Here is a 21,654-nt window from a genome sequence, read left to right on the forward strand (position 1 = left end):
ACCCGCTGGAACAGATCCCACAACTCGTCCGGCACCAGCCGTTCAACGATCCCCACCACAACCGACAGCCTACTCAGCCAAATGAGATGACCTCTAAAGACTAGAACCGGCCACTTGTCCGGTTCACCACGGGTAAGCCAGCAGAAGAGGTCGGCGCTGCTCGCCGCTCCCCAGGTCACCAGTTCTTCGGGCTCGGCGTCAATGTCGGTTGGCTCGGTGTCCATCCAGGTGTCGCGGGTGTCCGCAGTGATGAAGCCCATGCCACCCCGGGGCGCGCTGGGCTCATCGCAGGTGTCCGGTGTGGCGCTGGTGGGGGCGATGACCTGTAGGTAGTCCCCGAGGAGCACATCGCCGTAGTGGGTGATGAGATCCTTGTAGTCGGAGGGGAACTCCAGCCCCCAAGCCTCCTCAACCGCTGCCCAATCCACGTCTAGGGCGGCGCCCGGGTGTGGGGGTAGCAGTTCCCTCAATGTCTCGAAACTGTTTTGGACTGTCATGACCGCTGTGCTCCTTTCGATTGCCTACCGGACCGGCGCGGGATTTCCCTCTTCATCGTTTTGCAGACCGAGGTTTCTTCCGCCGATTTCGTTGTGCACCACACCACCATTGAACAGTACAGACTGCTTTCCGTTCTTGTCCCAGGCGGTTGCGTTGAAGGTCCAGGAGCTAGCGACAACCCTGTGCGTTTGTCCATCGGTTTGGATGGCGGTGGCCGGTCGGCGGGGCTGCGGATGTTCACGAGAAATGGTTCTGGCTCAGGTTCTGTGGTGCGGCCACGTTGAGTGAGTGGATCAGCCCGCGGTTGACCGATCCCGATGGCGAGAACGAGGCTCGGGTTAGTCCCCCGCCTCGGCTGCAGACCTCTTGCTAAGGAACTGCTTCGCTGCCTCAACCGCTTCTCCGTTGAGTTCCTCGACGGAGACTCCCCAGCTCTCCTCCCAGCCGTCTAGGTTGTGCGCGCAGTGCACAAGGGGTGCTAGCTCTTCGGGGTAGCCGAGGTCGTAGGCAATGTCTGCCCAGATGAGGTGAGTGCCGGCGGCGGGATCCAGGGATCCGTCGGCGATCTGACCGGCGATCCAGTAGGCCATCGCCCACTTTGCGGCCCGGGGGTCCGCGGGTGGGTGGAAGAGCAGTCCCAGTTCCTCCAGTACTTGGTCGAAGAGCTCTGGCGCTTCGGGCTCTTCGCTCCGAAGGAGTCCAGCCAGCATGGCGAGGGACGGGCTCTCGACCCCTGCTATCAGTGCGTCCAGACCTGCCTGAATGAGCCGGTCCGACCCGACATGCCTGCCGAATGCCCTCTCGCGCGCGATGTGTCTGAGCTGATCGAGGGCGTCGTCGCTGGTCATCAAAGTGTTCTCCGTCGGCATCTGGGAGGGGAAGGCTGACACATCCGCCGACGCCGCTGCCATCGAGTTCCTCCCGTCGGTGATCAGGACATGAGGACGCGCTTCCGCAGGAGGGCGATGCCTGCCCGGCCGAACATCTGGCGCTTGAGCATCTTGATCCGGTTGACGTGTCCTTCGACGACGCCGGAGTTCCAGGGCAGGGCCAGGCCGGCGATGACGGCGTCGCGGTCTCGGTCGATGCCTGTGGCGAGGATGTGGAGGCTGGGCAGGTTGTCCTGCCGGACGGCGTCGAGCCAGTCCGGCAGGCGCTCTCCCTGACGCTCGGTGAGCATGGTCGCGAAGGAGCGGACGTGCCCGGTGAGGGCGTCGAGTTCGGGGCAGTGGGCCCGGACTGTTTTGAGCTGGAGCCGTTCGGTCTCGATGAGGGTGTCCGGGTGGCGGAGGATCCACCCGGCGGCGGTCCGGGGCGAGGGCGGCCTGGCGGTCACCGGTCGCGGTGAGGTGCGCTTGTCGTGCAGGTAGGCGCGAACGCGCTGGCAGCTGCCCTTGTAGCCGAGTGGACGATCTCCTCCCACAGCTTCCAGGCGTTGGTGCAGCCCTCGCTCCAGCGGTCGTCCAGGTAGGGCTTGTAGTCGTCAAGGACGGAGGGCCGGTTCTGCCACTGGCCCGTGAACAGGTCTTCCGGCATCGCGGCGTCGGCGAACTGCTTGACGGTGCGGTAGGTCATCCCGAGCTGCCGCTGTACTGAACGCCGGCTGTGTCCCGCCGTCAGCAGGGCGTGGACAACGGCATGCCGGGCCCGGGTCCGATCGGCGAATCGGTACGTTACCCAACTACTGCCGCTGCTCGACGCCATCCCGCCCGTCCGTGGCCGCGTCGGACGGCCTCGTCGCAGGCCGGACTCGCTGTTCGCCGATCGCGGCTACGACCACGACGCCTACCGTGACCAGGTCCGCGAGCGAGGCATCGTGCCGGCGATCGCCCGCCGTGGTACTCGGCACGGCACCGGGCTGGGCACCTACCGCTGGGTGGTCGAGAGGACGTTTGCCTGGTTGCACGGCTTCCGGCGCCTGCGTGTCCGTTGGGAACGCAGGGCCGACATACACGAAGCATTCCTCAAACTGGCCTGCTGCCTCATCACCCACCGACAACTCACGTCGTTGGTCAGCCGCTAGAGGGGTAGGCAAGCAGGCTGGAGTCACCCAGGACGATGCCCGCCGATTCGTCGACGAGGAGCGGGGCGACCCGCGGGCTTGGCAAGTCCTTGCCCGTGCGGGCGTCAAGGGCGACCGCACCGTTGTCGGTAGTGCCGTAGATACGGCCGTGCCAGGCCGTGGTGATCTCGGGAGCGATACGGTCGGCTTGCTTGTCCGGAAGCCGCCACGCCACCTTGCCGGTGGAGGGGTTTAGGCCGTAGACGACGTAGGAGGCGGCGCCCATGCCGTAGCAGATGAGCATGCTCCGGTCGTCGTAGGTGCAGGTGGAGCCGGCGAGGTCGGCCGGGAGGGTTTGCAGAGTACGGCCGGTGCGGGGGTCGGCGAGCCGGTCGTAGTGTCCGTTGTCGTAGTCCTTGCCGTGGACGCGGAGTTGGTGCGGGCCGGCCGAGTCTGTACTCGCGGAATCGCCGAGAGAGCCCTGCCAGAGTCGTTTGCCGGTGGCGAGGTCGAATCCGGCGGGTCGCTGGTCGATGCCGATGTCGTCTTCCAGCAGTGCTCCCGCCACGGTTTGATCGGTGACTGCGCTCGCCTGGAACTTATCAGCGCTCCATACCTGGCGCGGACCGTTCAGGTCGATGCCATAGGCGGCAGCGTGGTCGTGGTGGAGGGTGGAAACGCGGATGACGGCGATGCCGTTGTCCGCGCCGATGGCTGAGGCCTCGGGGTCATTCTCCGTCGCCCATTCAGGCAGCCGCAGCGTCAGGTGCCAGATGGCTTTGCCGGTGTCCGCGCTGGTACCAGTGACCTCTACCACCGTGTGGCTTGCCTGTGTCCCGGTGCCGGTCTGCTTCACAACAAAGGGAGCAATGACAGTCGGAGTACCGTGGGCGGTGACGAGCAACGGGGCATCGGCGTGGTTGGTGTCGTTCCATCCGTTGCCTGTTTCGACGGGCGTTAGATCAGGCGTCACCGTAGCGGTTATCCGACCTGTTGCGGTGTCCATGGCTTGCATCTGGGTTGTGGTCGCAACGAAGGCGGTTGACTTAGAGGTCGTTCGCTTTCCGAATACCGTGTGCGGATTCCGCTGGTCAGGCATGCGATTGCGGCTGTGGCGGGAGTCTCGACTCGTTGCTGATCGAGTCGGCGTGGGGGTGGCGGATGCCGTCGATGCGGGCGGTCCTGGAAACGCGGCGAAAGGCTGCTGCCGTGCGGGTGGAGGAGCTCGAAGCCGAACTGGAGAGGGTGCGGGCAGACTTGGTGGAGGCCGAGGAGGTTCTCAGGCTTCGGACGATCGGCCTCGAGCAGTATCTGGAAGCGCTCGCCGAGGAGGAACAGCCGACCGAGACGGTCGCTGGCCCGTCGCCGAGGAAGCCGGTGGGTCCGCGCCGTGCGGTGCCGCATCGCCAGAACGCGGCCGGGGTCGAAGACCTGTCGGTGGACTACCAGGCGGTGATGGCAGCCGCGGCCGGGGCCGGGGGTGACGGGCTGGGTGCCCGGCGGGCGGCCGTGGTACTCGGCTGGGACAGCGCCTCGGCCTCACGCGTCGAGGGTGCGAGAGCACGGTTGAAGAGGCTGGTGGAACGGGGCTGGCTGGTGGAGGCAAAGCCCGGGAGGTTCACCCTGCCTGCAAAACAGCGCACTGATGAGGCTGTGCGGCCAGGCGGCGGCTCATCAGGGCGATCATCGACCAGCGGATGACGGCTTCGCTCGTGTCGGTGCGTCGTTCGTAGTCCCGGACCAGGCGGCGGCTGCGCAGAAACCAGGCGAAGGACCGTTCGACGACCCAGCGGCGGGGCAGTGGCTGGAACCCGCGGACATCCTCGCTGCGGCGGACGATGTCGAGGACGAGCCGGAAATGCTGGCTGGTCCAGTCGGTGAGGTGGCCGGTGTAACCGCCGTCGGCCCAGACCCGCGCCAGCCGCCGGAAGCGGCCGGCCGCCGCTGGCAGAAGGGACCGGGCGCCGTCCCGGTCGGTCACGGACGCCGGTGTGACCAGCACGGCCAGGAGAAGTCCGAGCGTGTCGGTGAGCAGGTGCCGCTTACGACCGTTGATCTTCTTGCCCGCGTCGAAGCCCCGTGAGCCGAAGGTGACGGTGGCGTCCGCCTTCACCGACTGCGAGTCCACGACCCCCGCGCTCGGCTCGGCGCTGCGGCCTTCACCGGCGCGGACGGCTTCCCGCAGCCGGTCGTGCAGCTCGGTTACCAGTCCCGTGTCCCGCCAGCGGGCGAAGAATGCATAGACGCGCGGCCAGGGCGGGAAGTCCGCGGGCATCGCCCGCCACTTGATGCCGTTGTCGACGAGATAGCGCACTGCGTCGATCATCTGCCGGTGGCAGTAGCCCTCCGGACGCCCGCCGCGGCCCGAAAGCCAGCCCGGAACCGGCAGCAGGTTCCTGACCACAGCCCACTCGGCATCGCTCATGTCCGAGCCGTATCGGGGCCGGCGCTGCGGCCGGTCGACCGCGTTCCCGAACCTGTGGGCGAGGCAGTCACACCCACGAGTGGACGAACTGGACTCGGCGACCACGACCACGCGACACTTCGACAACAGGGCCTCTTGCTTCTCGCTGGACTCGACATCCGCGAGCTACCAAGAGGCCCTCCCTTCATGCACTCGCCCCGGACAACTCACCCGAACCAGGCTCCCGTTCGAACCTGTCCGACCGCGCGAGCGGATAGAGAACAGGCAGTTAGGCAGCCACTTTGGGGCGAGCCTCTAAGATCATGGCCCCAACGTCGTGCTTTAACGGGCAGGTCCACAGACTGCCCGACTCGCCGGAAGCTTACGGGGCCATGATCACTCGCCCCAAAGCAGCTCCAGCCCAAAGCCGTTCCGCCGACCTAGCGCGTGGATGCACCGATGAGCCGAACTGGTGACGCGGCACTGCCGCTTGCCCTACCGTGTGCCTGTGACCTCGCGTTGGAAATTCTTTCCCGACCGTTATGTCAGGCTGCCTCACCAAGCCATCCGCTCGTGCTCAAGGCTGGGCAAGAGGTACTGGGACAGAGCTGACGAAGCAAAGCACTTCCTTGTCGACGTGGCAATCTTCCTCTCATTGCTCGCCCAACCCCCTAAGGGGATGAGAAGAACCCGCCAAGATATTCTCGACGGGCTCACCCTCATAAGTGAAGGTAAGGTGCTTCTCGAATCGATCGAGGAAAGCTTGTTAAGAGAAGCACGGAAGCGTGATATCACTTTTCGAGAGATAGCGAGCGCAATGGGGATGCGAAGCCGCCAGGCCGCAGAGCAGAGGTTCTTGCGCCTAGCGGGAGGTTCCAGCGAGGCGGAACGTGACTTCATGAATCGGAGAAGGCGAGATCGATTCGGTTATCTAGTCGATGCCCAACATCGACTAGATAACCACGATGAGAACCTTCAGTTGGCGTTCAGGTGGCTTCATTTCCAGCGGACCGACCCACCCCACTCTGAGGGGTCATAACCCCTTCCCCCTCACCTAAATCTGCAGCACGCTGCCGCGCCAGCAGGACGCCGGCCAAGGCGGTCATTTGCTCCGCGCTAACGAAGCGGGCGCAGATGATCAAAAAGCCGATCTGGCAATAATAATCACTCCGCACCACGTGTGCTACACGCAGCACTGCGCGTCGGATCGACTGTACGACGGATGTCATTTCGCCCCCTCGGAAAGCTGATGCCACTAGCTTGCCGAAGTCCCCGCCATGCCGCGGAGGACAGTGAAAAGATATCCGAGGCAAGGCCCTCCTAAGTTACTCGAAACATTCAGCTTGCAGGGCTGACCTAGTCGATCATGGAGCCTGGCAGTGTCAACTAATCATTGACTAGTCAGTCAACTCGAGTAAGCCGGGGGGCTACAGGCAGGAGGTGAGCGGTACTCCACTGCCAACATTCGCTCATATCTTCAAATGGCAACTCAGATTGAAAAGAGGGGGACATGGCCGGGGTACCTAGCAACAGGCGTGCAGGGCGAGCCGCAGTCAACAAACTTCGTGCACTGTTGGAGCGGCATGACCACATCGTCCAGGAGATCGACGGGCAGAACGACTTCGGCGAGGATCTGTATGTTACGTTTACCGAGCATGGACAAACAACCGGCGATCTGATAAAGATTCAGGTAAAAGGCGGTAAGTCCTGGCGCCGCGCCAATGGGTACGGAGTTCCCGTGGCTCAGCACGCGGATACATGGGCCGATAGCAATGCGCCCGTACTATGCGTAGTTCACGACCTACAGACCGACGGGCTTTATTGGGCGAATGCTACAGAGCAGCTGCTACAGGCCCGCCGCAATCGGCAAAAGTTGAGGACCATCCTGGTCAGCACTAGTTCCGTACTTGACGACGAGTGTGTGGCAGAATTTGTCACGCGTGTACGTCGCTATGTAGGTCGTTACCGGGGCAATCAAGCCCTCCGCACCGAGCTAGCCGAAATGGCGGGCATCGAGTTTGAAAAATCTGACCTGGTGATGCATTTCATCAATGGGTGCGGTGAAGATTTGATTTTTTGGCAGCGCAGAGGCCAGGATTTTGCAACTCTGCTACACAGTGATCTGGATTGGGATCCTCAACGCGTCAGCCCTGGGATGATGAGATTCGGCGTCCAAACCTCTGATGGACACTCCGGCAGAATTCCAGGAATCATGGCCAATGTTCCAACTATTGGAGACGTCATCCTTGATTTTGATGAAGCGATGTGGCTGGCAGCATGCTTCAGCTCAACGCAATGGGCTCGTTCTGGGCGTGCCGACCAGTCTTAAGTGAGCACGCCTCAGCCAGGCACGGTGGCGTTCGATGTCATCAGGTCGGACCTCCAAGAGGTGCGCACCTTTTAGCACCGGAACCCGGGCCCACCCCGCGGAGAGGCTCGCTGCGATGGCCGGGCCGCGTCCGGGCCGTCCGAGGTCAGCCGACGCCGACCGACAACGACAGAGGCCCACGGCATCCGAGCAGCTCAGAGGCGTGGGCTTCGTCAGCCTCGCTGGTCAGCGGGACCAGTGATCAGTAGACCGGCTTCTGAGGAAGAGACGTCGCTGGGTCAAGCCATGGCCAAAACGCTCCCTTGTGTCCCCTTCGTGTACGTGTCACACAGTTGAGAGGAGGGGGTAACGGGGGAGGGGGACGCTGCATGTCGACGCTGGGTGGCAATCCGGTAGTGCCGTCGGCTTGGGCGGTCGAGCGGTTCGGGAGGCATGCCGGCGGACTCGCGGAGGCGGTTCCGGTGCAGCTCGCCAAGGCTCACGCGAAGGCTCATGCGGCGCATCGTGCAGCCGGGCTGAAGAAGCGGAGTCCCTACGGCGTGACCCTCGCCCAGGCCGTGCGTGAGTACCTGGCCGACATGGCGCGCGAGCTGGGCGAGCCCGTGCGGGAGGTACTGGGGTACGAGTACGCCGTGATCAATGATCACGCTCTCTTCCCCTTCAAGTACGCGGACAGGCCGAGGCCGCTTGACCGTGCCCGGTTGCCCTCCAAGACGTCCACGACACGACGCCGGATGTTCCGGGCGCATGGGCCGGAGCCGCGGGACGCGTTGTTCGAGCTCGAGGACGACCTGACGACCGGCGAGTACCTACAGCTGCACGAAGCGTTCGAGGAGCTGGGGGCGTCGACGAAGCTGGTGTGCCTGTTCTTCACGGCCGACGTCGAGAGCGGCATCCACGCCATGTACTGGGGGCAAGCCCACCTCGAACCCGACCGCACCTTCGACTGGCTGCACAGCGAACGGCTCCCGGTCGCTCCCCAGCCGCTTGAGTGATCAGACGGCGAGGCGACTGAATCCTGGGCCGTCTGTGGGCCGTGCGAGGGTGCCCGAGGCCGACCAACGGCGACCGACAGTGACAATCGAGCCTCAGACGCCAGCGGCAAAGCCCCAGGTCAGGGGCACGTGATGATACGGGTTTCCGCCCAGGGGTGGCGGTCGGGCAAGATGGGGTGTTTCTTCCCAGCGGAGTGCGGTGCCCCAACTCCGTCTAACTTCAAGCCACTTTCTCAGCAGAGGGCGCCACACGGGCCAGATCGGCTCCTACGATCGCCAACATGCAGCTGACCCCCCACGAGGTACTCGGCCGTTGGCTTCTCATAACGCTTGGCGAGATGGGCGGCGCGGGTTCCAAGCAGGCCGTGCTTCGGAGAATCGAGGAGCGATACGGCTCCCAGCTCACCGGCACCGACCACCTTCCGCAGCCTTCCAACGGAGAAGTCAAGTGGGAGAACCGAACCGCTTGGCAGCGGAACCGGATGGTCAAGGCAGGGCTTCTCAAGCCTTACGAGAGGCGCGGTGATCCTTGGGCGCTCACCGAGGCAGGCTGGGCGGCTCATCGTGCCCTTGTACCCGGTCAGGGGGGATCCTCTTAAGAGGTCCAGCGGAAGGGGCTGCCGCGGCAAGGGTGAGTGTCTAACTGCGTGACAACGCCAACGTACATCGGCGGACGAGCGCGGACGCCGCCGGATCATCAGCGCAGGTGGACGGCACATCAGCCCAAGGCCAGGCGCCCACCCAAGTTGCTTCGGGACGAAGAGGTCGTGGGTTCAAATCCCGCCACCCCGACAGAGAAACACCAGGTCAGGGGCCTGATCCGCAGAGCGGGTCGGGCCCCTGAGTGGTTCCGGGGACCATTCTGGGAGCCAGTTGGGAGCCAACTTCGGAATCCGGCTCCCAGCATCGGGCTCCCTTCGTTGTCAGTGCCTGCCGCTACCGTCGCTGAGGACAGTTCTCCCTCGACCGTGAGTGGTGAGCAAGACATGGCAGACCGAGATCGGCAGCCCCTGCGGCGCGATGGACGCCTGCTCCTCCGCCCACCACATCGCCTCCCCCGGCCTGCCGTGGTTGCGCTGGAACAGGTAGGTGACGACTTCGTGGTGGGCTTCGCGGTTCCACGGGTCACGCTGCTTGATCTCCGCCCACACATGCCGCAAGGTTGACCGATCCGGTGCGTGCGTCCGCAGCAACGCGAGCATCACCACAAGGGGCGCAACGTCGTGCGGCCACACTCCCAGCGCGGTGCGGCAGGTGGCCCACGCTTCGTGCATCAGTGACTGGCCGCCGCTCTGCCCGGCGATCATCGCGCGAAGGGCTTGTACGTTCGCGAGGAGGGCCAGTGCGTGCGGCGAGCGCGGTTCCGCCTTCGCCCAGGTGTCGGCGAACCGCAGCCGCGCACCCGCCTCGGCGAGAACCTAGAGGCGGAAGATCCGCCGGTCCCAGTCCGCGCCGGTAGAGGCCAGCATCTGCTGCGGGCCCTCCCAGCGGCCCATGGAGGCGTCTTCCAAGGCCCGCCGCAGTGCTTCGTCACGCCGTGCCGGGTGTGTGTCGAGGGGCTCGCGGGTTCTCATCCTTTCTTGTTCCCGCCCATCCTCAGCTGGCCGTAGCGGGCGTGCCGGCGGACCGTACACTCGGAGGCGATTGGTCCAGAGCTATCGATGCCGCGAGCGAGTGACGGGGCGCTGAACATGGACTGTGGACCTCCTGTGATGACGCGGGGGGCTTTCCCTGGAACCCGGTTTGGTCACCGTTACGCAGCAGCTCGCCCCGAGGGTGGTACAAGCGCCCGACACCAGAGCGGTCGTCTGCCGACGCCGTGCTTCACCTCGCTCGCAGCGCAGAGAGCGGCGAGCTCGCCGAAGCCGTGGTGCAGCATGGCACCGAAGCGCCTGACGGTGTGGCGAAGCCCGGGAGAGCCGCTCGGCGAGGTGGATGGCCACGGCCTCCGGGTGACCGAGCCTGTTCGACGATGGTCATCGCGCTCGATCGGGCGGACGCGTCAACGAGCTGGTTAGTTTGCGGGTACCAAGGCGTGAGTACTCGGGGTTATCGACCGACTCGGACGTGCCCCATTGCTTCCGTGGCAGCCTGTTTCTCGGAAAGTGGCTGGTTCGGCGGAGCGACTGCTGCGGACGGGGAGAAGTGCATGAGATGCCCGGTGTGAGCGGGCTGCTCCAGCCGTGTGCCCGGATGGGAAGCCAGGTACTCGCGGAACGCCTGGGTCTCGCCGGGGAAGACCCCGTAGTTGTCCACGATCACGATGCCGCCCGGGGACACGAGGGGAACGAGTTCGGTGAGGCAGGTGACGGCTGGCTCGTAGAGGTCGGTGTCGATCACGAGCAGCGAGATGGCGAGCTCGGGGTGGTTGGCGACGTACTGCGGAACCGTCTCGCACACGTCGCCAGGGACCAGGACCGTGTTCGCTTCGAGCCCGCGCCTCCGTTGCCCCAGGGTCTCAAGCAGCTGGTCTGCTCCGATGCAGTTGAGGCCGGCGACCTGCTGGATGTGGTCGACGATGCGCTGGTCGGATTCGGCGCTGGTGTGGGGGAATTCCCCGAACGTGTCGAAACCAATGAGGGGTCGGGTGTGCTCGGACTCCAGCAGGTGCCGCAGCATCGCCCACATGGTGAAGGATCCCCCGCGGAAGACACCGCACTCGACGATCGCACCAGGGACCGTGCGGATCCGCTGGTAGAGGTCATAAAGCGCGAGTATCTTGCCGATGCGGCTGGGGCCACAGGTCAGGAGGAAGTCCTCTTCGTGCTGGAATGCTGTGGCCGGATCGGGAAGGTCGATCATGCTGGTCCAAACCTTTCTTCCTGGATGAGTGGCTTAGCGGTGGTAGTGGCTCCGGCCCGGCGCGCTGCGGCCGTGAGCAGGTCGATCTGCTCGTCGTCGAACAGACCGAAGGGCATGCCGAGGGCGCACACGACGTGGTCGACCCCGAGGCTCTCCCATGCGGTGAGCCGGCTGTGCACCTCGTCAGGAGTGCCGATCAGCCCCCGTTTGCGCCACGTTTCGAAGCTGAGCCCGTCGAGGTGACCGCCAGGTACCCAACGGCGCAGCCTGGTCCACCGCTGGTGGAGATCGTCTTCGTCCGTTCCGATGACGGTGGTGAGCCCGACAGAGCGCAGGATGGGGGCGGTTTCTCTTGCCGACGACTGCGCTGCGTTCAGCCGTGCGAGACGCTGCCAGTAGCCGGCAGGGGTGGGGTCCCAGGCCAGGTTCCAACCATCGGCGATGCGTGCGGCGACGCTCAGAATGCCGCTGCGTTTGCCCCCGACCCAAACCGGCGGTGCCGTAGGGCCCAGCTCGGTGCGGATCAGCGCAGCAGTCCGTTCCACGTCGGCGAGCCGGTCGGCGGCTGCGGAGAACCGGCGGCCTGCCGCTGCGAATTCCGCGGCGTTCCAGCCGGCGCCGAGGCCGATGTCGAGGCGTTCTCCGGCGAGATCGGCAACCGTTGCGATCTGGTGGATGAGGAGTGCGGGTTCCCGCAGCGATGCGGGGGTGACCAGAGATCCGAGCCGGATCCGACGGGTGGTCGCGGCGATCGCGGCCAAGAGAGTCCAGCAGTCCGGGGAGCGGCGACGGTCCTGGGGGGCGACGTCAAGCCAGAGATGGTCGGACACCCAGAGCTGGTGCAGTCCGGCCTGCTCCGCTCTTTGGGCGTAGGCGAGTGCCCTGCGCGTCCGGTGTGCTCCAGTGACCCCTGGGTTGGGGAAGAAGCCGTCGTAATGGGGCAGTGCCAGGCCGATCGTGATCACCCCAGGCTCCCCTCGGTCTGCTGCGGGTGGGTGAAGGCTTCCAGCAGCGGGTGCGGACAGTCGGAGTACGCGGAGTCGAGGATCCGGGCCGCCTCGCCCAGGAGTGGAGCGAACAGGTGGTGCCTTCCCTCCACGATGACCTTGGGTATTTCCCGGAGCAGGAGCATCGCGGTGTGAACAGCGAGCGCACCGAAGTCCTCTTCCAGTTCGGCGGGCCGACTCATCCGCCGGAAGGCGCGCACCGCCGGGGCGGTCCACTTGGAGAGAACGGCCGGGGGTGTGCTGCTGTAACTGAGCGCGAGTGCGGACCGTGTAGACGTGATACCGCCGTCCGTGCCGGCCAGGAGGCTCTCGACGTACCACCAGCCGACGAGGTGGCTTGTCATCATGCGCCAGTCCTGATGGCGGCCGGACCACTCCCAGTCCACCAGGTGCCACTGCTTCGCATGGTCGAGCAGGATGTTGCGAGGTTGTGGGTCTCCGTGGCAGGCGACGCGAATAGTGGGTGGTCGGAGGGCTGCCAGCCGATGCAGCATCCGGTCCAGGGATCCGTGGTCCGTGCCGTTGACGATGATGTGGTGCTGGCCGTCGATCGGTATTCGCAAGTGGTGCGCGGCGTGGTGTAAGCCGTGGCGGCCACGTTCCAGTCGCAGGGCGTGTTTTCTGGTGGCCAGCGCAGGCTCGAAGCCGGGCCGTGCGGACCGGAGCCATACCTGGCAGAGTGCCTCGGTCACCTCGGTCCATACCGCGGCTGCCTGGGTGGTGGGCCCAGGACGGAGGGCGGCGTCTGCCAGGGTGGTTATCGAGGGACAGCGAGTGATCAGCGTGTCGCTGCCGTGGTGGTGGCCGGCGAAGAGGACCTCGGGAAGCCTGGCGCCGAAGTAGGGGGCGATGGTGTCCCGGGCACGGGCCTGCTGGATGGCGGGCACTCGCGGGTTGCGGGCGGTCTTGACGGCCACGAGCGTGCCGTCGGGGCGTTGGACGATGCGGACAAGGGCTCCCGAGGAGCCGGTGCGGACGATACGAATGGTGTGGGCGGTGCGGGAGCTTAAGGACCGCTCCCGCACCGACGTGCCAGAAGGCATGGGTCTCCCGGTGTCCTTCAGGGTGCTGTGTCTTCCCTGCTCTTGCGGGCTCGCTCAGCCTTGCGGCGCAGCTGGTTGTAGGCGGCGGTCAGGCCCATCGCCTTGCGGGCTTCAAAGACCACCTGCTGCACTTCGCGGCGAGTACGTTCGGTGCCTTCGACGATGATCTCGTCGACGAGGCCGCTCTGCTCCTCGTAGCGTGCGCGGCGCTCCCGCATCGGGTCGAGGAAGCGGTTGATGGCGGCAGCCAGCTTGTCCTTGACCTCCACGTCGCCGACCTTGCCCGCTCGGTAGCGTTCCTTGAGGTCGGCGACCTCCGCGGGGTTGTCGTTGAAGACGTCGTGGTAGATGAAGACGGGGTTGCCTTCCACCGTGCCGGGAATGTCGGCACGGATCCGGTTGGGGTCGGTGTACATGCCGGCGACCCGCTTGCGGACATCCGCGGCGCTGTCGGAGAGGTAGATGACGTTGCCGATGGACTTGCTCATCTTGCCCTGGCCATCGGTGCCCACCAGGGTGGGCACCTCGCTCTCGACGAGTTCGGGGACGGGGAAGGTCTCCCCGTAGAGGTAGTTGAACCGGCGGGCGATCTCCCGGGTGACCTCCACGTGGGCGTGGTTGTCCTTACCGACGGGGACGACGTGCGCCTTGACGCAGAGGATGTCGGCCGCCTGGAGCACCGGGTAGCCGAGCAGGCCGTACGGCATCTCTTCCTTGCCCGCGTCCCGAGCCATGTCCTTCAGGCTGGGCACGCGCTCCAGACGCGGCACGGTCACCAGGTTCTGGAACAGGGCGTTGAGCTCGGTGACCTCGGGGATGGCCGATTGCAGGTAGAAGGTGGCCCGGGTCGGGTCGATGCCGGCCGCGAGGGAGTCCAGGACCATGTCCCGGGCGTTGGTGGAGACCTTGGCGATGTCCTCCCGGGTGTTCTTGGTGGTGAGCATGTGCAGGTCGGCGATGATCAGGAAGGTCTCGTACTTGTGCTGGAGCTGCACACGGTTGGCGATGCTGCCCACGTAGTGCCCGAGGTGCAGCTTGCCGGTGGGTCGGTCTCCAGTGAGCATGCGCTGGGCTGTCATAGAACTGATGACCCTTCAAAGCTTTTGTCGTGCAACGACGGTGGGTGAGATGGGGTCCCATTCTCGTCGGCCGTGTCCTGCTGAAGCGCCTCGATAAGTGGTTCGACGAAGGGCACGTCGATCAGATGGAGCTGTATCCAGCCGGGCATCGACCAGCGCCGGCCGTCTCGGAACGGCGTCCCACTGGATCGCAGGCGCCCGGTGACCGATGCGTGGCGCGTGCCGAGATCCATCAGGATGAAGTTCGCCTCGGTGTGTACGTAGGTGATGCCGAGGTTCTGGAGGGTTGCCGTGAGCCGTGCTCGGGCTTCGTGGCTTGCCTGTACGGTGCGCTGACGGGACTGGTCGTCCCTCAGCGCGCTGTGCGCCGCGGCGAGCGCTAGCGAGTCCATCATGTAGGGGAGCCGCTGCGAGCGCAGCCGATCGGCCATGGGGGTGGCTGCGAGTGCATAACCGACTCGGGCGCCGAGCAGGCAGTGAGCCTTGGACATCGACCCGAACAGCACGGTCCGCGGATACCGGTTGAGCAACAGCGAGGCGGGTTCGATGGGCGTGCGTATGAAGTCGGCGTAGACGAGGTCGAGCAGTACGACGGCGTCATCAGGCAGAACCTCGAAGAGGCGGTCGAGCAGCTCGGTGGCCTTGCTGACGGCTCCGGAAACGGAGTGCGGGACGTCGATGACGCAGAGTGCCGTGTCCTGGTCGGTCAGACGGACCAAGGCCGCGGCGTCATGGGTGAAGGTGCACGGGTCCCACGGGGCAGCCGCGTACCGCAGGTGGTGGCGCTCGGCGAGCTCTTGGTACAGCTCGAACGTCGGCTCTGTTGCGACCACCTTTCCACCGGGGCGGGCTTGGATGCGGAAAAGCCAGTCCATGACCTCCGTGGAGCCGTGGCCCACCACAACCTGGTCAGGGTGTACTCCGGAGCGTTCCGCGATGGCAGCCTCCAGATCGGTGGCGTCGCGGGGTGACGGACAGTGCAGTCCGTCGGCGGCCCGGCTGACGGCTGGACCCACCTGCGAGGAGGTCCCTGCGCGAAGGGACGGCGTCCTGGTGGCGGCGCGGAGCCCGGAGACCACCCCTGTCACGTGCTCCGCCTTGCAGTCCCCGCAGCTCCGACCTGACAGGCAGCCGTCCAGCGCCCGCTGGGCGGTCTCCGGTGGACACAGCAGCTCGATCATGGCGAACGCCGAGCATCGCGTCGCGTCCCCACCCAGGGCACGCTGCTCCTCGACACTGCTCCGGCCACCGGTCCGTGAGCGCAGAAACTTACGCTGGACCGTCGCCTCGTCGTCGTCCGCGAAGACCACGGAGGACGGCTCGCGGACACTGCCCCGCTCACCTTCTCGCCGAAGACTTGGGAAGAGCCGGCGGTAGAGCAGCTCCGGAACCTTGGCGTCGACAGCCCGTGCGGCTTGGGGAAGCAGGGCCGAGTGCGGTGCTTGCATGGCGTCGACCAGGGCGATACCTCCCTCCTCGATGCCTGCCGGGGTGTAGAGGAAGAAGCTGATCATGGCTTCCAGGTCGGTCAGTGCGCTCGCTGGTGTACTGCTGTCCCAGCCGTAGAGGCGGCGCATCCTGGACAGCCGCAGCCCGGACAGCGCCTGGTGCTGCCACCGTCGTAGGTCGGGGGCATACTCGATGAGCTGGTCGGACACCGAGGCTCCGGCATAGTGACAGACCGCGTTCCGGAAGCGATCGACGATGGACGTGGAATCGACCGAGGCGTCGAATAGCAGAAGGTGCGCACCGCCGTCGGCCATCTGAGCTGCCGTCCGTGCCAGCCCGAGATGGCCCAGGTGCAGGCGCCGACCGGCGAACCCTACGCGGATCGGAGAGGCGGCCGAGCGGGGTGACGGTTGCGAGGCACCGAGCGTCTGGGTCGCCCAGACTTCGCCTGGGAGCATCGGCTTTCCCGTCTCCTGCGCCCGGTCATCGGAACAGACGACCGGCCGGAGGCCGAACTGCCGTGAGCGATGCTCTTCGCGCGCGGCGGTCTGCCGGTTGCATGCCGCGTGCCACGCCGCCAGGGTCGAGATCACGGTGCGCCTCCCCCCTCGGCGATGCCGTGGAGGAACTCCAAGGCCGAGTGCTGTTCGTGTGGCGTTGCATGAGCTTCCGTTTTGCCGAAGTACACATCCGGGAAGCCGGGGTCCGCTTCATGGCACACGGCTCCGAAGGCCCAGAACCGGGCCGTGCAGCGGGCGCGTTCCCGGTCGGCGTCATCGACTGGTGTGAGCCCGGTGTACACCCACCCCCCGTGGGTGCCCACGGGTGCGATGTACCCGTCAGCCCGGAGTGCTTCGAGGTACGTGTGGCGCTGGTACCCCCATACGCGGGTCATCAGCGGGGGGTTGCGCAGGAGCCTGGCCAGGTAGCCCGCAGCGTCCGGGTAGAGGTCGAGGAACGCCAGATGGGCGTGGGCGAGCAGCTGGTCCGCGTTCCAGGCCGTGTCCGGCTGTCCCAGGGCGAGCAATTCAGCAAGGGGCGCCAGGAACCGGGCGGTGTGCTGCGAAAGCAACAGGTCACGCTCGGGCCGGTCGGTAACGAAGGGGCCGAAGAGCTTCAGCGTGAAGTACCCGCCGAACTGGCGCCTCAGTCCGTCGTCTGCCAGATCTCCGTGCGACAGCACGTAGATCGTCACGGGTGTCGCACCCCACGAGGCACTTCGCCTGTGCGGAGCACTACTGAGGCTGCCGTCATGGAGGAGAAACGCATCGAGGTCGCTGCCCTCGCGCCCTTGGCCGAGCGGCAGGCTGCCGTAGAAGACCCACTGCCGGCCCTCGCGCGGGATGTCAGCCACGGCAGGTTCCAGCAGGGCGATGAGATCGGGGATCCTGTCGACGAAGTCCTGGTTGATCACCTCGTCCACCGGACCGATCAGCATCCCAGCCACGCGTCTACCTCCTCCGACCATCGGCCGTCGGCATCGGCCAGCAGGCTCGTGACACCAAGCGACCTGGCGGCAGCGACGTTCGCCGGCTTGTCGTCCACGTAGAGGGTTTGGTGCGGGTCAGCACTGCCGAGCACACGGTCGTAGACCGCCTGATCCGGCTTGACCACTCCCGTGAGGCTGGAGATCCACACGTCCGAGAAATGGCCGGCCAGGGCGAGCGCCTCCAGCCTCGGGACGAGCCACTCGTGCCGATGGTTCGAGACTAGGATCAGTCGGGCCCGCCGCCGCCAGGACGGGAGTCGGCGGACTGCAGGCGTGGCCCGCATGGACTGGCCGACGACCGTGCGCCACACCGCTGGAGCACGCTCCAGCCCGCAGGCCGTGGCCAGGGCGGTCCAGAAGGAAGCCTCATCCATGCGGCCAGCCCACAGATCATCGCGGAACCGTTGCCGGAACAGCTCGGCGACCGCAGCCGGGCGCAGACCGCTGGAAGCCGCGACGGCGCGGAACAACGGCTCCATGGGCTCGCCCAGCAGGACCCCGCAGGCATCCAGCAGCAACGTCCGTTCCGGCGAGCCGGGGTGCAACCGCGATTGGCTCCTCACGGCTTCCTCCGGGCCAGCTCGTCACCGCCGAGATCGCTGCAGGAGTGGGTCTGCCACGGGGCGGCACCGACTTCTGGCCGGGCCGCCTGGACGAGTCGGCCGTGAGTCTTCGCCGCATCCGCCCGGCATCTGAACAAGACGGCGTCGAAGTGGGCCGCCGGATCGCTGTGGCTCCACGCCTCGGCGACGTCAGGGGAGACATCGCTGAGAACAGTCGGTGGGGCTGCAATCAGTGCGTCACCCACTGGGCGTGTAGCGATCGCGGACGGCCCCATCGATAAAGGGGTGCACGTCGGCGGAAAACGCATGGTGAGGCTCCATCAGTAGATCGGTGATCCGGAGCAGAAGCGAACTCTCCGGCTGGGTGTGCTGGACCAACCCGTCCGGCTACCGGAGAACGGTGAGTGCCGTCCCGCTCGGGGAGTTTGGGTGCGACGGCACTGAGCAGTTCTGCGACAACCGGACACGGTGGCGTCAGCCCCGTTGCCAGCCCCGGCGCTGCTGCGGTGTGCGCATCAGCCTGGTGGGACCTGGCCTCGTTGTGACGCAGTGACATCATGCTGACCCATGAGGTCCTATTCGAGGACTCTGACAGGTCATCAATAGGACTCATACAGGTCTTTGGTGCTACCCACAGGATGACTTTTCACTACCGGAGGACATCGCGTGTCACTCTCTGACGAGAGCTCGCTCCGGAGGGGATCCATGTCTCGACGCGCAGGCAATACCAGACTCAAGGCCGCCCGCATGGCAGCCGGATACAACTCCCAGCAGGCGTTGGCCGACGCCATCACCAAGGTGGCGCCCACACTTGGCATCAGAGGTCTTGCTGTCGGCGTCCGGCAGATCCGACGCTGGGAGTCCGCCACGCCGCCCTGGCCGCAGCCCGATGTACACAGACTCCTGACCCATCTCCTGGGCCAGAGTATGGAGGACCTCGGATTCACCCCTCCGTGGGGAAGTACGCGGCCCCAGCCTGGCGGAGCGGTCGACAACACCCCTCGCCCGCTCCTGTCCGGAGCCCGCCTGGCGACTGTCCCCGCTCAAGGTGGGACCGCGACGCAACCAGCAACTGTCGGCAGGGACTTCGAGGCTGTAACGCGTTCACATCGGCACTTGTACTGGTCCGTCGCCCCTGCCGTGCTGCACCCAGCGGTCTTGGAACACGCACGCCTCGGCTGCGTCCTCCTCCCGGAGACCGCCAACCCAGCCCGCCGGACCCTCGCGGCCGCACTGGCCGAGTCCTACCTTCTCGTCGGTCGTATCGAGTTCTTCGACCTGCGGCAAACGGAGCAGGCTTCTGAGACCCTACTGCGGGCTCTGCAGGCAGCAGCAGAAACCGACGATCCGCTGCTCGGAGCAGCCGTCCTCGCACACATGGCCTTCATCCCGGGCTGGGCAGAGGACCGGGAGGCTGCAGTCGAACGCATGATTGCCGCCCGTACCTATGCTCGCCGCGGACGGGCGTCAGCGGAGTTCTGGGCATGGCTGGATGCTGTCGAAGCGGAATGCGAGACCCGCTGCGGAGATCCACACGCAGCGCTGCGCTTGATCCACCATGCCGAGGACGTACTCTCCACAGGCTCCGCACACGCCACTCCCGAGTGGCTGGACTGGTTCAGCACTGTCCGTTTGGCCGCGTTCAAAGGCAACACGCAATTGAAGGCCGGCCACCTGCCGCAAGCGCGTCAGACACTCCACGACGTGCTCGACGGGCTGCCACCCGAGTCAGACAAACAGCGCACCGTCGTCCTCGGTGATCTCGCCGCAGTCGAGGCTGCCGACGGAAGGCCGGAGGAGGCATGCAGATACGCCATCCAGGCTCTCGACCAGCTGACGATCACTTGGTACGCCACGGGCATGGACCGTATCCGCGAAGTCCGGCGCATGCTCGCCCCCTGGCAGAACGAGCAATGCGTCCGGGACCTCGATGATCGTCTTTACGACTGGAGCACGACGGTCAGCGCCCTTCAGCGTTGAACTTGGCGATCTTCTCCGGCAGCTCCGCAAGCGAGTCGATGCGCATCGTCGTGATCGCATCCGCGTCCGGGTCACGCTGCTGGATCGTGCCCCAGGGGCCGCGCCGGATCAGGGCAGTCAGAAGACCCGCTTGCACGGCCGGGCGGATGTCGTTGTCGAGCCGGTCACCGACATACAGAATCTCGCCCGGCTCGGCAGGCGTTGCCTCGATGACGCTCTCGAAGAACTTCACATCCGGCTTCGCCACGCCCCAGTCGTCACTGGTGGCGATCATGTCGGAAGGGAGGTCCAACCCCCGCAGCAGGCCGCCGGCCCTCACAGTCTGGTTGCCGGCGATGCCCACCCACAGCCCCGCCTCACGTAGGGCAGCCAGCGTGGGCCGAACGTCCGGGTACAGGTCATCCTCGCCAAACCACTCCGGCTTCCCGGCGGCCGCGCGCTTCTCCCGCTCTTCGGTCAGGTCGAACCCGGGCCGGAACTCCTGGAATGTCTCGCGGTAGTCGCGCCCCTGAGCGACGACCGCTCCGAACATGGCCGCAAAGGTGTGCCGTGGCACCTCCAGCCAATCCGCCCATGTCCCGTACTCCCGGGTCTCGTCAACAAGGCACTCACCGACATCGAACACCACAGCACGAATCATGTTCGGCAGGTTAGACGGTCCAGCGCGAGGAAGAAGCAACCCTTTCGGTCTCAGAGTAGCCGCTGCGCGCCGCCACAACTTCGCACTTCCGGTCATTTCTCTTCCCCGATCAGTCACCTCCAGACATGCGGAAGTGGAGGGCGGTCAAGGCGCCGAGTCAGCGCAGCGCCTGTTTCACACTTGGCCCGCGAGCGACAAGGCGGAGGCCACCATGGGCAAACCGACGGAGGAACAGCGGCAGCAGCGGGCCCGAGCGGGGGCCCGCAGGAAAGCACTGCAGGCTGAGGAGGACGATCGGCGCCGGGAGGAGAAGCGCGAGCAGTGGCAACGGGAAGGCATGTACCTGAGCCGTGAGGAGCTCAAAGCGGGCCATCCCTGCCGCGGCTGCGGCGAGCCGATCCTGGACGGCCTCGGCGACCGGCCACCACTGCTGCAGATGACGCCTGAAGAGCGGGCCGAGCACGAGGCGGAGGAGGCCCGATATAAGGAGCGCCACGGCGACTGTCGAGCTGTGCGCTGGACGGTGAGTGGATCCCGCACCCAGCACTGCGGCCCAGGACGGCGATCAGCCTGGCCGAGCCGGTGGTCGAGGCGGCGATGAACCGGTCCTTCAGCCGCGAGGACACACTCGCCACGTTCTCTGGCGTGTAGCTCCGCGGCCGATGGATCCGCGGCGATGCTGTAGGCCAAGCACGCTACGAGGTGCTACTCGGCGTTCTGGCGCGATGGCAGAGCACCGTCCACAGGCAGCGGTGTGACTGGCCCAGGGCGATGCAGGCGCCCGGCGCCCGGCCCCCGTCAGCTCCACGCCCCCGCCGTGATGCCCAGCAGCGTCAGGATCAGGAAGGCGGCGCCCCAGGCCAGGGCGTGTTGGATGCAGCGGTACTTGGTCCAGGCGATGTGGGACAGGGCGGCCAGCTGGCTGACGTCGCGGGAGGCGGGGTCGGTGGCTCGGAGGGTCTGGGCCAGGTGGGCGAGTGAGGGCGCGAGCCTCGTGTCCCCGAAGTAGTGGGTGCAGGAGGCGCGGGGGTCGCCGAGACGCGGGGTGACGGCCAGGCCCAGCAGGACGAGTGCCGGTGCGCAGGCGGCGCAGCCCACCCACAGCAGGAGCTGCGGGACGACGGCGTACTGCCGCGGGGCGATGGCCCCGCTGCCGATCGCGCCGAGCAGGGCGGTCAGGGCCGCGCCCAGGGACGCCAGGATCAGGCCTGCCTTGTGGTCGGCCTTCGCCAGCTCTTCGCGGACCTCGGACAGCAGGACCCGGGCGAGTTCCGCGCCTCCACCGGTCGCGGCATCGGCGCCGTCTCCCTGTGTGGTCATGTGTCTCCTCCGTTCCGTCGGTGCGGGGCGGCCGCCCCGGTGTCCGGGGCGGCC

The 21,654-nt window shown here is 66.1% G+C and carries 21 protein-coding genes and 1 pseudogene; 6 read left to right on the forward strand and 16 right to left on the reverse strand.

Features of this window, described 5'->3' with window-relative positions; translation table 11 throughout:
* From ACZ6CZ_RS26890 to ACZ6CZ_RS26905, 4 genes are all read right to left on the reverse strand, one after another.
* On the reverse strand, nucleotides 1-497 hold a 497-nt coding region (locus ACZ6CZ_RS26890; protein ID WP_469026014.1), incomplete at its 3' end, for an SMI1/KNR4 family protein.
* 339 nt (nucleotides 498-836) lie between these two features.
* Nucleotides 837-1,346 (reverse strand): hypothetical protein, encoded by a 510-nt coding sequence (locus tag ACZ6CZ_RS26895; RefSeq protein ID WP_469026017.1) that lies wholly within the window; start codon nucleotides 1,344-1,346, stop codon nucleotides 837-839.
* Between the two features lie 83 nt (nucleotides 1,347-1,429).
* Nucleotides 1,430-1,921, reverse strand: coding sequence for an ISL3 family transposase (locus tag ACZ6CZ_RS26900; protein WP_469026019.1), 492 nt, complete (start codon nucleotides 1,919-1,921; stop codon nucleotides 1,430-1,432).
* Complete coding sequence (locus ACZ6CZ_RS26905) at nucleotides 1,831-2,073, reverse strand: hypothetical protein (protein WP_469026022.1); 243 nt, start codon at nucleotides 2,071-2,073, stop codon at nucleotides 1,831-1,833. Before ACZ6CZ_RS26905 ends, ACZ6CZ_RS26900 begins: the two co-directional genes overlap by 91 nt.
* 97 nt (nucleotides 2,074-2,170) lie before the next feature.
* Here ACZ6CZ_RS26905 and ACZ6CZ_RS26910 point away from each other — a divergent pair.
* A pseudogene (locus tag ACZ6CZ_RS26910) lies at nucleotides 2,171-2,521 on the forward strand (transposase); the annotation flags it as partial.
* On the opposite strand, the gene ACZ6CZ_RS26915 reads toward ACZ6CZ_RS26910, so the two are convergent.
* Nucleotides 2,511-3,599 (reverse strand): outer membrane protein assembly factor BamB family protein, encoded by a 1,089-nt coding sequence (locus ACZ6CZ_RS26915; RefSeq protein ID WP_469026025.1) that lies wholly within the window; start codon nucleotides 3,597-3,599, stop codon nucleotides 2,511-2,513. The pseudogene ACZ6CZ_RS26910 and the gene ACZ6CZ_RS26915 sit on opposite strands and share 11 nt — an antisense overlap.
* Nucleotides 3,600-3,670: 71 nt before the next feature.
* Here ACZ6CZ_RS26915 and ACZ6CZ_RS26920 point away from each other — a divergent pair, with 71 nt between their 5' ends.
* The gene (locus ACZ6CZ_RS26920; protein ID WP_469026300.1) at nucleotides 3,671-4,201 is read left to right on the forward strand and encodes a hypothetical protein; all 531 of its coding nucleotides are present in this window, start codon (nucleotides 3,671-3,673) and stop codon (nucleotides 4,199-4,201) included.
* Here the strand turns inward: ACZ6CZ_RS26920 and ACZ6CZ_RS26925 are convergent.
* On the reverse strand, nucleotides 4,119-4,925 hold the full coding sequence (locus tag ACZ6CZ_RS26925) for an IS5 family transposase (protein ID WP_469026028.1): 807 nt from the start codon (nucleotides 4,923-4,925) through the stop codon (nucleotides 4,119-4,121). The two genes, ACZ6CZ_RS26920 and ACZ6CZ_RS26925, sit on opposite strands and share 83 nt — an antisense overlap.
* Nucleotides 4,926-6,414: 1,489 nt before the next feature.
* Here ACZ6CZ_RS26925 and ACZ6CZ_RS26930 point away from each other — a divergent pair.
* The 3 genes from ACZ6CZ_RS26930 (at nucleotide 6,415) to ACZ6CZ_RS26940 (ending at nucleotide 8,827) form a co-directional block, all read left to right on the forward strand.
* Nucleotides 6,415-7,233: a DUF4365 domain-containing protein gene (locus tag ACZ6CZ_RS26930; protein WP_469026031.1), complete on the forward strand. Its 819-nt coding sequence runs from the start codon at nucleotides 6,415-6,417 to the stop codon at nucleotides 7,231-7,233.
* A gap of 368 nt (nucleotides 7,234-7,601) precedes the next feature.
* Nucleotides 7,602-8,228: a hypothetical protein gene (locus ACZ6CZ_RS26935; RefSeq protein WP_469026034.1), complete on the forward strand. Its 627-nt coding sequence runs from the start codon at nucleotides 7,602-7,604 to the stop codon at nucleotides 8,226-8,228.
* A gap of 281 nt (nucleotides 8,229-8,509) precedes the next feature.
* Nucleotides 8,510-8,827 carry a winged helix-turn-helix domain-containing protein gene (locus ACZ6CZ_RS26940; RefSeq protein WP_130336712.1) on the forward strand — a complete coding sequence of 106 codons (318 nt, stop codon included), beginning with the start codon at nucleotides 8,510-8,512 and terminating at the stop codon, nucleotides 8,825-8,827.
* A gap of 324 nt (nucleotides 8,828-9,151) precedes the next feature.
* Here the strand turns inward: ACZ6CZ_RS26940 and ACZ6CZ_RS26945 are convergent, their stop codons facing one another.
* The 8 genes from ACZ6CZ_RS26945 to ACZ6CZ_RS26980 all read right to left on the reverse strand — a co-directional run bounded on the left by ACZ6CZ_RS26945 (nucleotide 9,152) and on the right by ACZ6CZ_RS26980 (nucleotide 17,615).
* A complete protein-coding gene (locus tag ACZ6CZ_RS26945) occupies nucleotides 9,152-9,535 on the reverse strand; it encodes a hypothetical protein (protein ID WP_469026037.1) in 384 nt (127 codons plus the stop codon).
* Between the two features lie 742 nt (nucleotides 9,536-10,277).
* The gene (locus ACZ6CZ_RS26950; protein WP_469026039.1) at nucleotides 10,278-11,030 is read right to left on the reverse strand and encodes a TylF/MycF/NovP-related O-methyltransferase; all 753 of its coding nucleotides are present in this window, start codon (nucleotides 11,028-11,030) and stop codon (nucleotides 10,278-10,280) included.
* Complete coding sequence (locus ACZ6CZ_RS26955) at nucleotides 11,027-11,995, reverse strand: LLM class flavin-dependent oxidoreductase (protein WP_469026042.1); 969 nt, start codon at nucleotides 11,993-11,995, stop codon at nucleotides 11,027-11,029. The genes ACZ6CZ_RS26950 and ACZ6CZ_RS26955 overlap by 4 nt, the downstream gene beginning before the upstream one ends.
* The gene (locus ACZ6CZ_RS26960) at nucleotides 11,992-13,080 is read right to left on the reverse strand and encodes a hypothetical protein (RefSeq protein WP_469026044.1); all 1,089 of its coding nucleotides are present in this window, start codon (nucleotides 13,078-13,080) and stop codon (nucleotides 11,992-11,994) included. The genes ACZ6CZ_RS26955 and ACZ6CZ_RS26960 overlap by 4 nt, the downstream gene beginning before the upstream one ends.
* Before the next feature lie 17 nt (nucleotides 13,081-13,097).
* Nucleotides 13,098-14,144, reverse strand: coding sequence for a tryptophan--tRNA ligase (gene trpS, locus ACZ6CZ_RS26965; protein WP_469026046.1), 1,047 nt, complete (start codon nucleotides 14,142-14,144; stop codon nucleotides 13,098-13,100).
* Nucleotides 14,145-14,155: 11 nt separating this feature from the next.
* Nucleotides 14,156-16,201 (reverse strand): aminotransferase class I/II-fold pyridoxal phosphate-dependent enzyme, encoded by a 2,046-nt coding sequence (locus tag ACZ6CZ_RS26970; RefSeq protein ID WP_469026049.1) that lies wholly within the window; start codon nucleotides 16,199-16,201, stop codon nucleotides 14,156-14,158.
* Nucleotides 16,198-17,055 (reverse strand): hypothetical protein, encoded by an 858-nt coding sequence (locus ACZ6CZ_RS26975; RefSeq protein WP_469026051.1) that lies wholly within the window; start codon nucleotides 17,053-17,055, stop codon nucleotides 16,198-16,200. Before ACZ6CZ_RS26975 ends, ACZ6CZ_RS26970 begins: the two co-directional genes overlap by 4 nt.
* Nucleotides 17,040-17,615, reverse strand: a complete 576-nt coding sequence (locus tag ACZ6CZ_RS26980) for an HAD-IA family hydrolase (protein WP_469026053.1) — start codon at nucleotides 17,613-17,615, stop codon at nucleotides 17,040-17,042. The genes ACZ6CZ_RS26975 and ACZ6CZ_RS26980 overlap by 16 nt, the downstream gene beginning before the upstream one ends.
* A gap of 750 nt (nucleotides 17,616-18,365) precedes the next feature.
* Between ACZ6CZ_RS26980 and ACZ6CZ_RS26985 the strand changes: the two genes are divergently transcribed.
* Nucleotides 18,366-19,640 carry a transcriptional regulator gene (locus tag ACZ6CZ_RS26985; protein WP_469026056.1) on the forward strand — a complete coding sequence of 425 codons (1,275 nt, stop codon included), beginning with the start codon at nucleotides 18,366-18,368 and terminating at the stop codon, nucleotides 19,638-19,640.
* Here ACZ6CZ_RS26985 and ACZ6CZ_RS26990 read toward each other — a convergent pair.
* Both ACZ6CZ_RS26990 and ACZ6CZ_RS26995 read right to left on the reverse strand, forming a co-directional pair.
* Nucleotides 19,621-20,280, reverse strand: coding sequence for an HAD family hydrolase (locus ACZ6CZ_RS26990; RefSeq protein ID WP_469026058.1), 660 nt, complete (start codon nucleotides 20,278-20,280; stop codon nucleotides 19,621-19,623). The genes ACZ6CZ_RS26985 and ACZ6CZ_RS26990 overlap by 20 nt on opposite strands.
* A gap of 798 nt (nucleotides 20,281-21,078) precedes the next feature.
* Complete coding sequence (locus ACZ6CZ_RS26995) at nucleotides 21,079-21,600, reverse strand: Pycsar system effector family protein (RefSeq protein WP_469026060.1); 522 nt, start codon at nucleotides 21,598-21,600, stop codon at nucleotides 21,079-21,081.
* Nucleotides 21,601-21,654 lie beyond the last annotated feature (54 nt).

The organism is Streptomyces sp. NPDC041135 (assembly GCF_055592085.1).

Coding starts and splice junctions, on each gene's coding strand:
- trpS (WP_469026046.1), bottom strand. CDS start 14,144: ATGCTCACTGGAGACCGACCCACCGGCAAGCTGCACCTCGGGCACTAC.
- ACZ6CZ_RS26995 (WP_469026060.1), bottom strand. CDS start 21,600: ATGACCACACAGGGAGACGGCGCCGATGCCGCGACCGGTGGAGGCGCG.
- ACZ6CZ_RS26960 (WP_469026044.1), bottom strand. CDS start 13,080: ATGCCTTCTGGCACGTCGGTGCGGGAGCGGTCCTTAAGCTCCCGCACC.
- ACZ6CZ_RS26920 (WP_469026300.1), top strand. CDS start 3,671: ATGCGGGCGGTCCTGGAAACGCGGCGAAAGGCTGCTGCCGTGCGGGTG.
- ACZ6CZ_RS26985 (WP_469026056.1), top strand. CDS start 18,366: ATGTCTCGACGCGCAGGCAATACCAGACTCAAGGCCGCCCGCATGGCA.
- ACZ6CZ_RS26925 (WP_469026028.1), bottom strand. CDS start 4,925: ATGAGCGATGCCGAGTGGGCTGTGGTCAGGAACCTGCTGCCGGTTCCG.
- ACZ6CZ_RS26945 (WP_469026037.1), bottom strand. CDS start 9,535: ATGATCGCCGGGCAGAGCGGCGGCCAGTCACTGATGCACGAAGCGTGG.
- ACZ6CZ_RS26895 (WP_469026017.1), bottom strand. CDS start 1,346: ATGACCAGCGACGACGCCCTCGATCAGCTCAGACACATCGCGCGCGAG.
- ACZ6CZ_RS26935 (WP_469026034.1), top strand. CDS start 7,602: ATGTCGACGCTGGGTGGCAATCCGGTAGTGCCGTCGGCTTGGGCGGTC.
- ACZ6CZ_RS26940 (WP_130336712.1), top strand. CDS start 8,510: ATGCAGCTGACCCCCCACGAGGTACTCGGCCGTTGGCTTCTCATAACG.
- ACZ6CZ_RS26990 (WP_469026058.1), bottom strand. CDS start 20,280: ATGATTCGTGCTGTGGTGTTCGATGTCGGTGAGTGCCTTGTTGACGAG.
- ACZ6CZ_RS26950 (WP_469026039.1), bottom strand. CDS start 11,030: ATGATCGACCTTCCCGATCCGGCCACAGCATTCCAGCACGAAGAGGAC.
- ACZ6CZ_RS26915 (WP_469026025.1), bottom strand. CDS start 3,599: ATGCCTGACCAGCGGAATCCGCACACGGTATTCGGAAAGCGAACGACC.
- ACZ6CZ_RS26930 (WP_469026031.1), top strand. CDS start 6,415: ATGGCCGGGGTACCTAGCAACAGGCGTGCAGGGCGAGCCGCAGTCAAC.
- ACZ6CZ_RS26905 (WP_469026022.1), bottom strand. CDS start 2,073: ATGACCTACCGCACCGTCAAGCAGTTCGCCGACGCCGCGATGCCGGAA.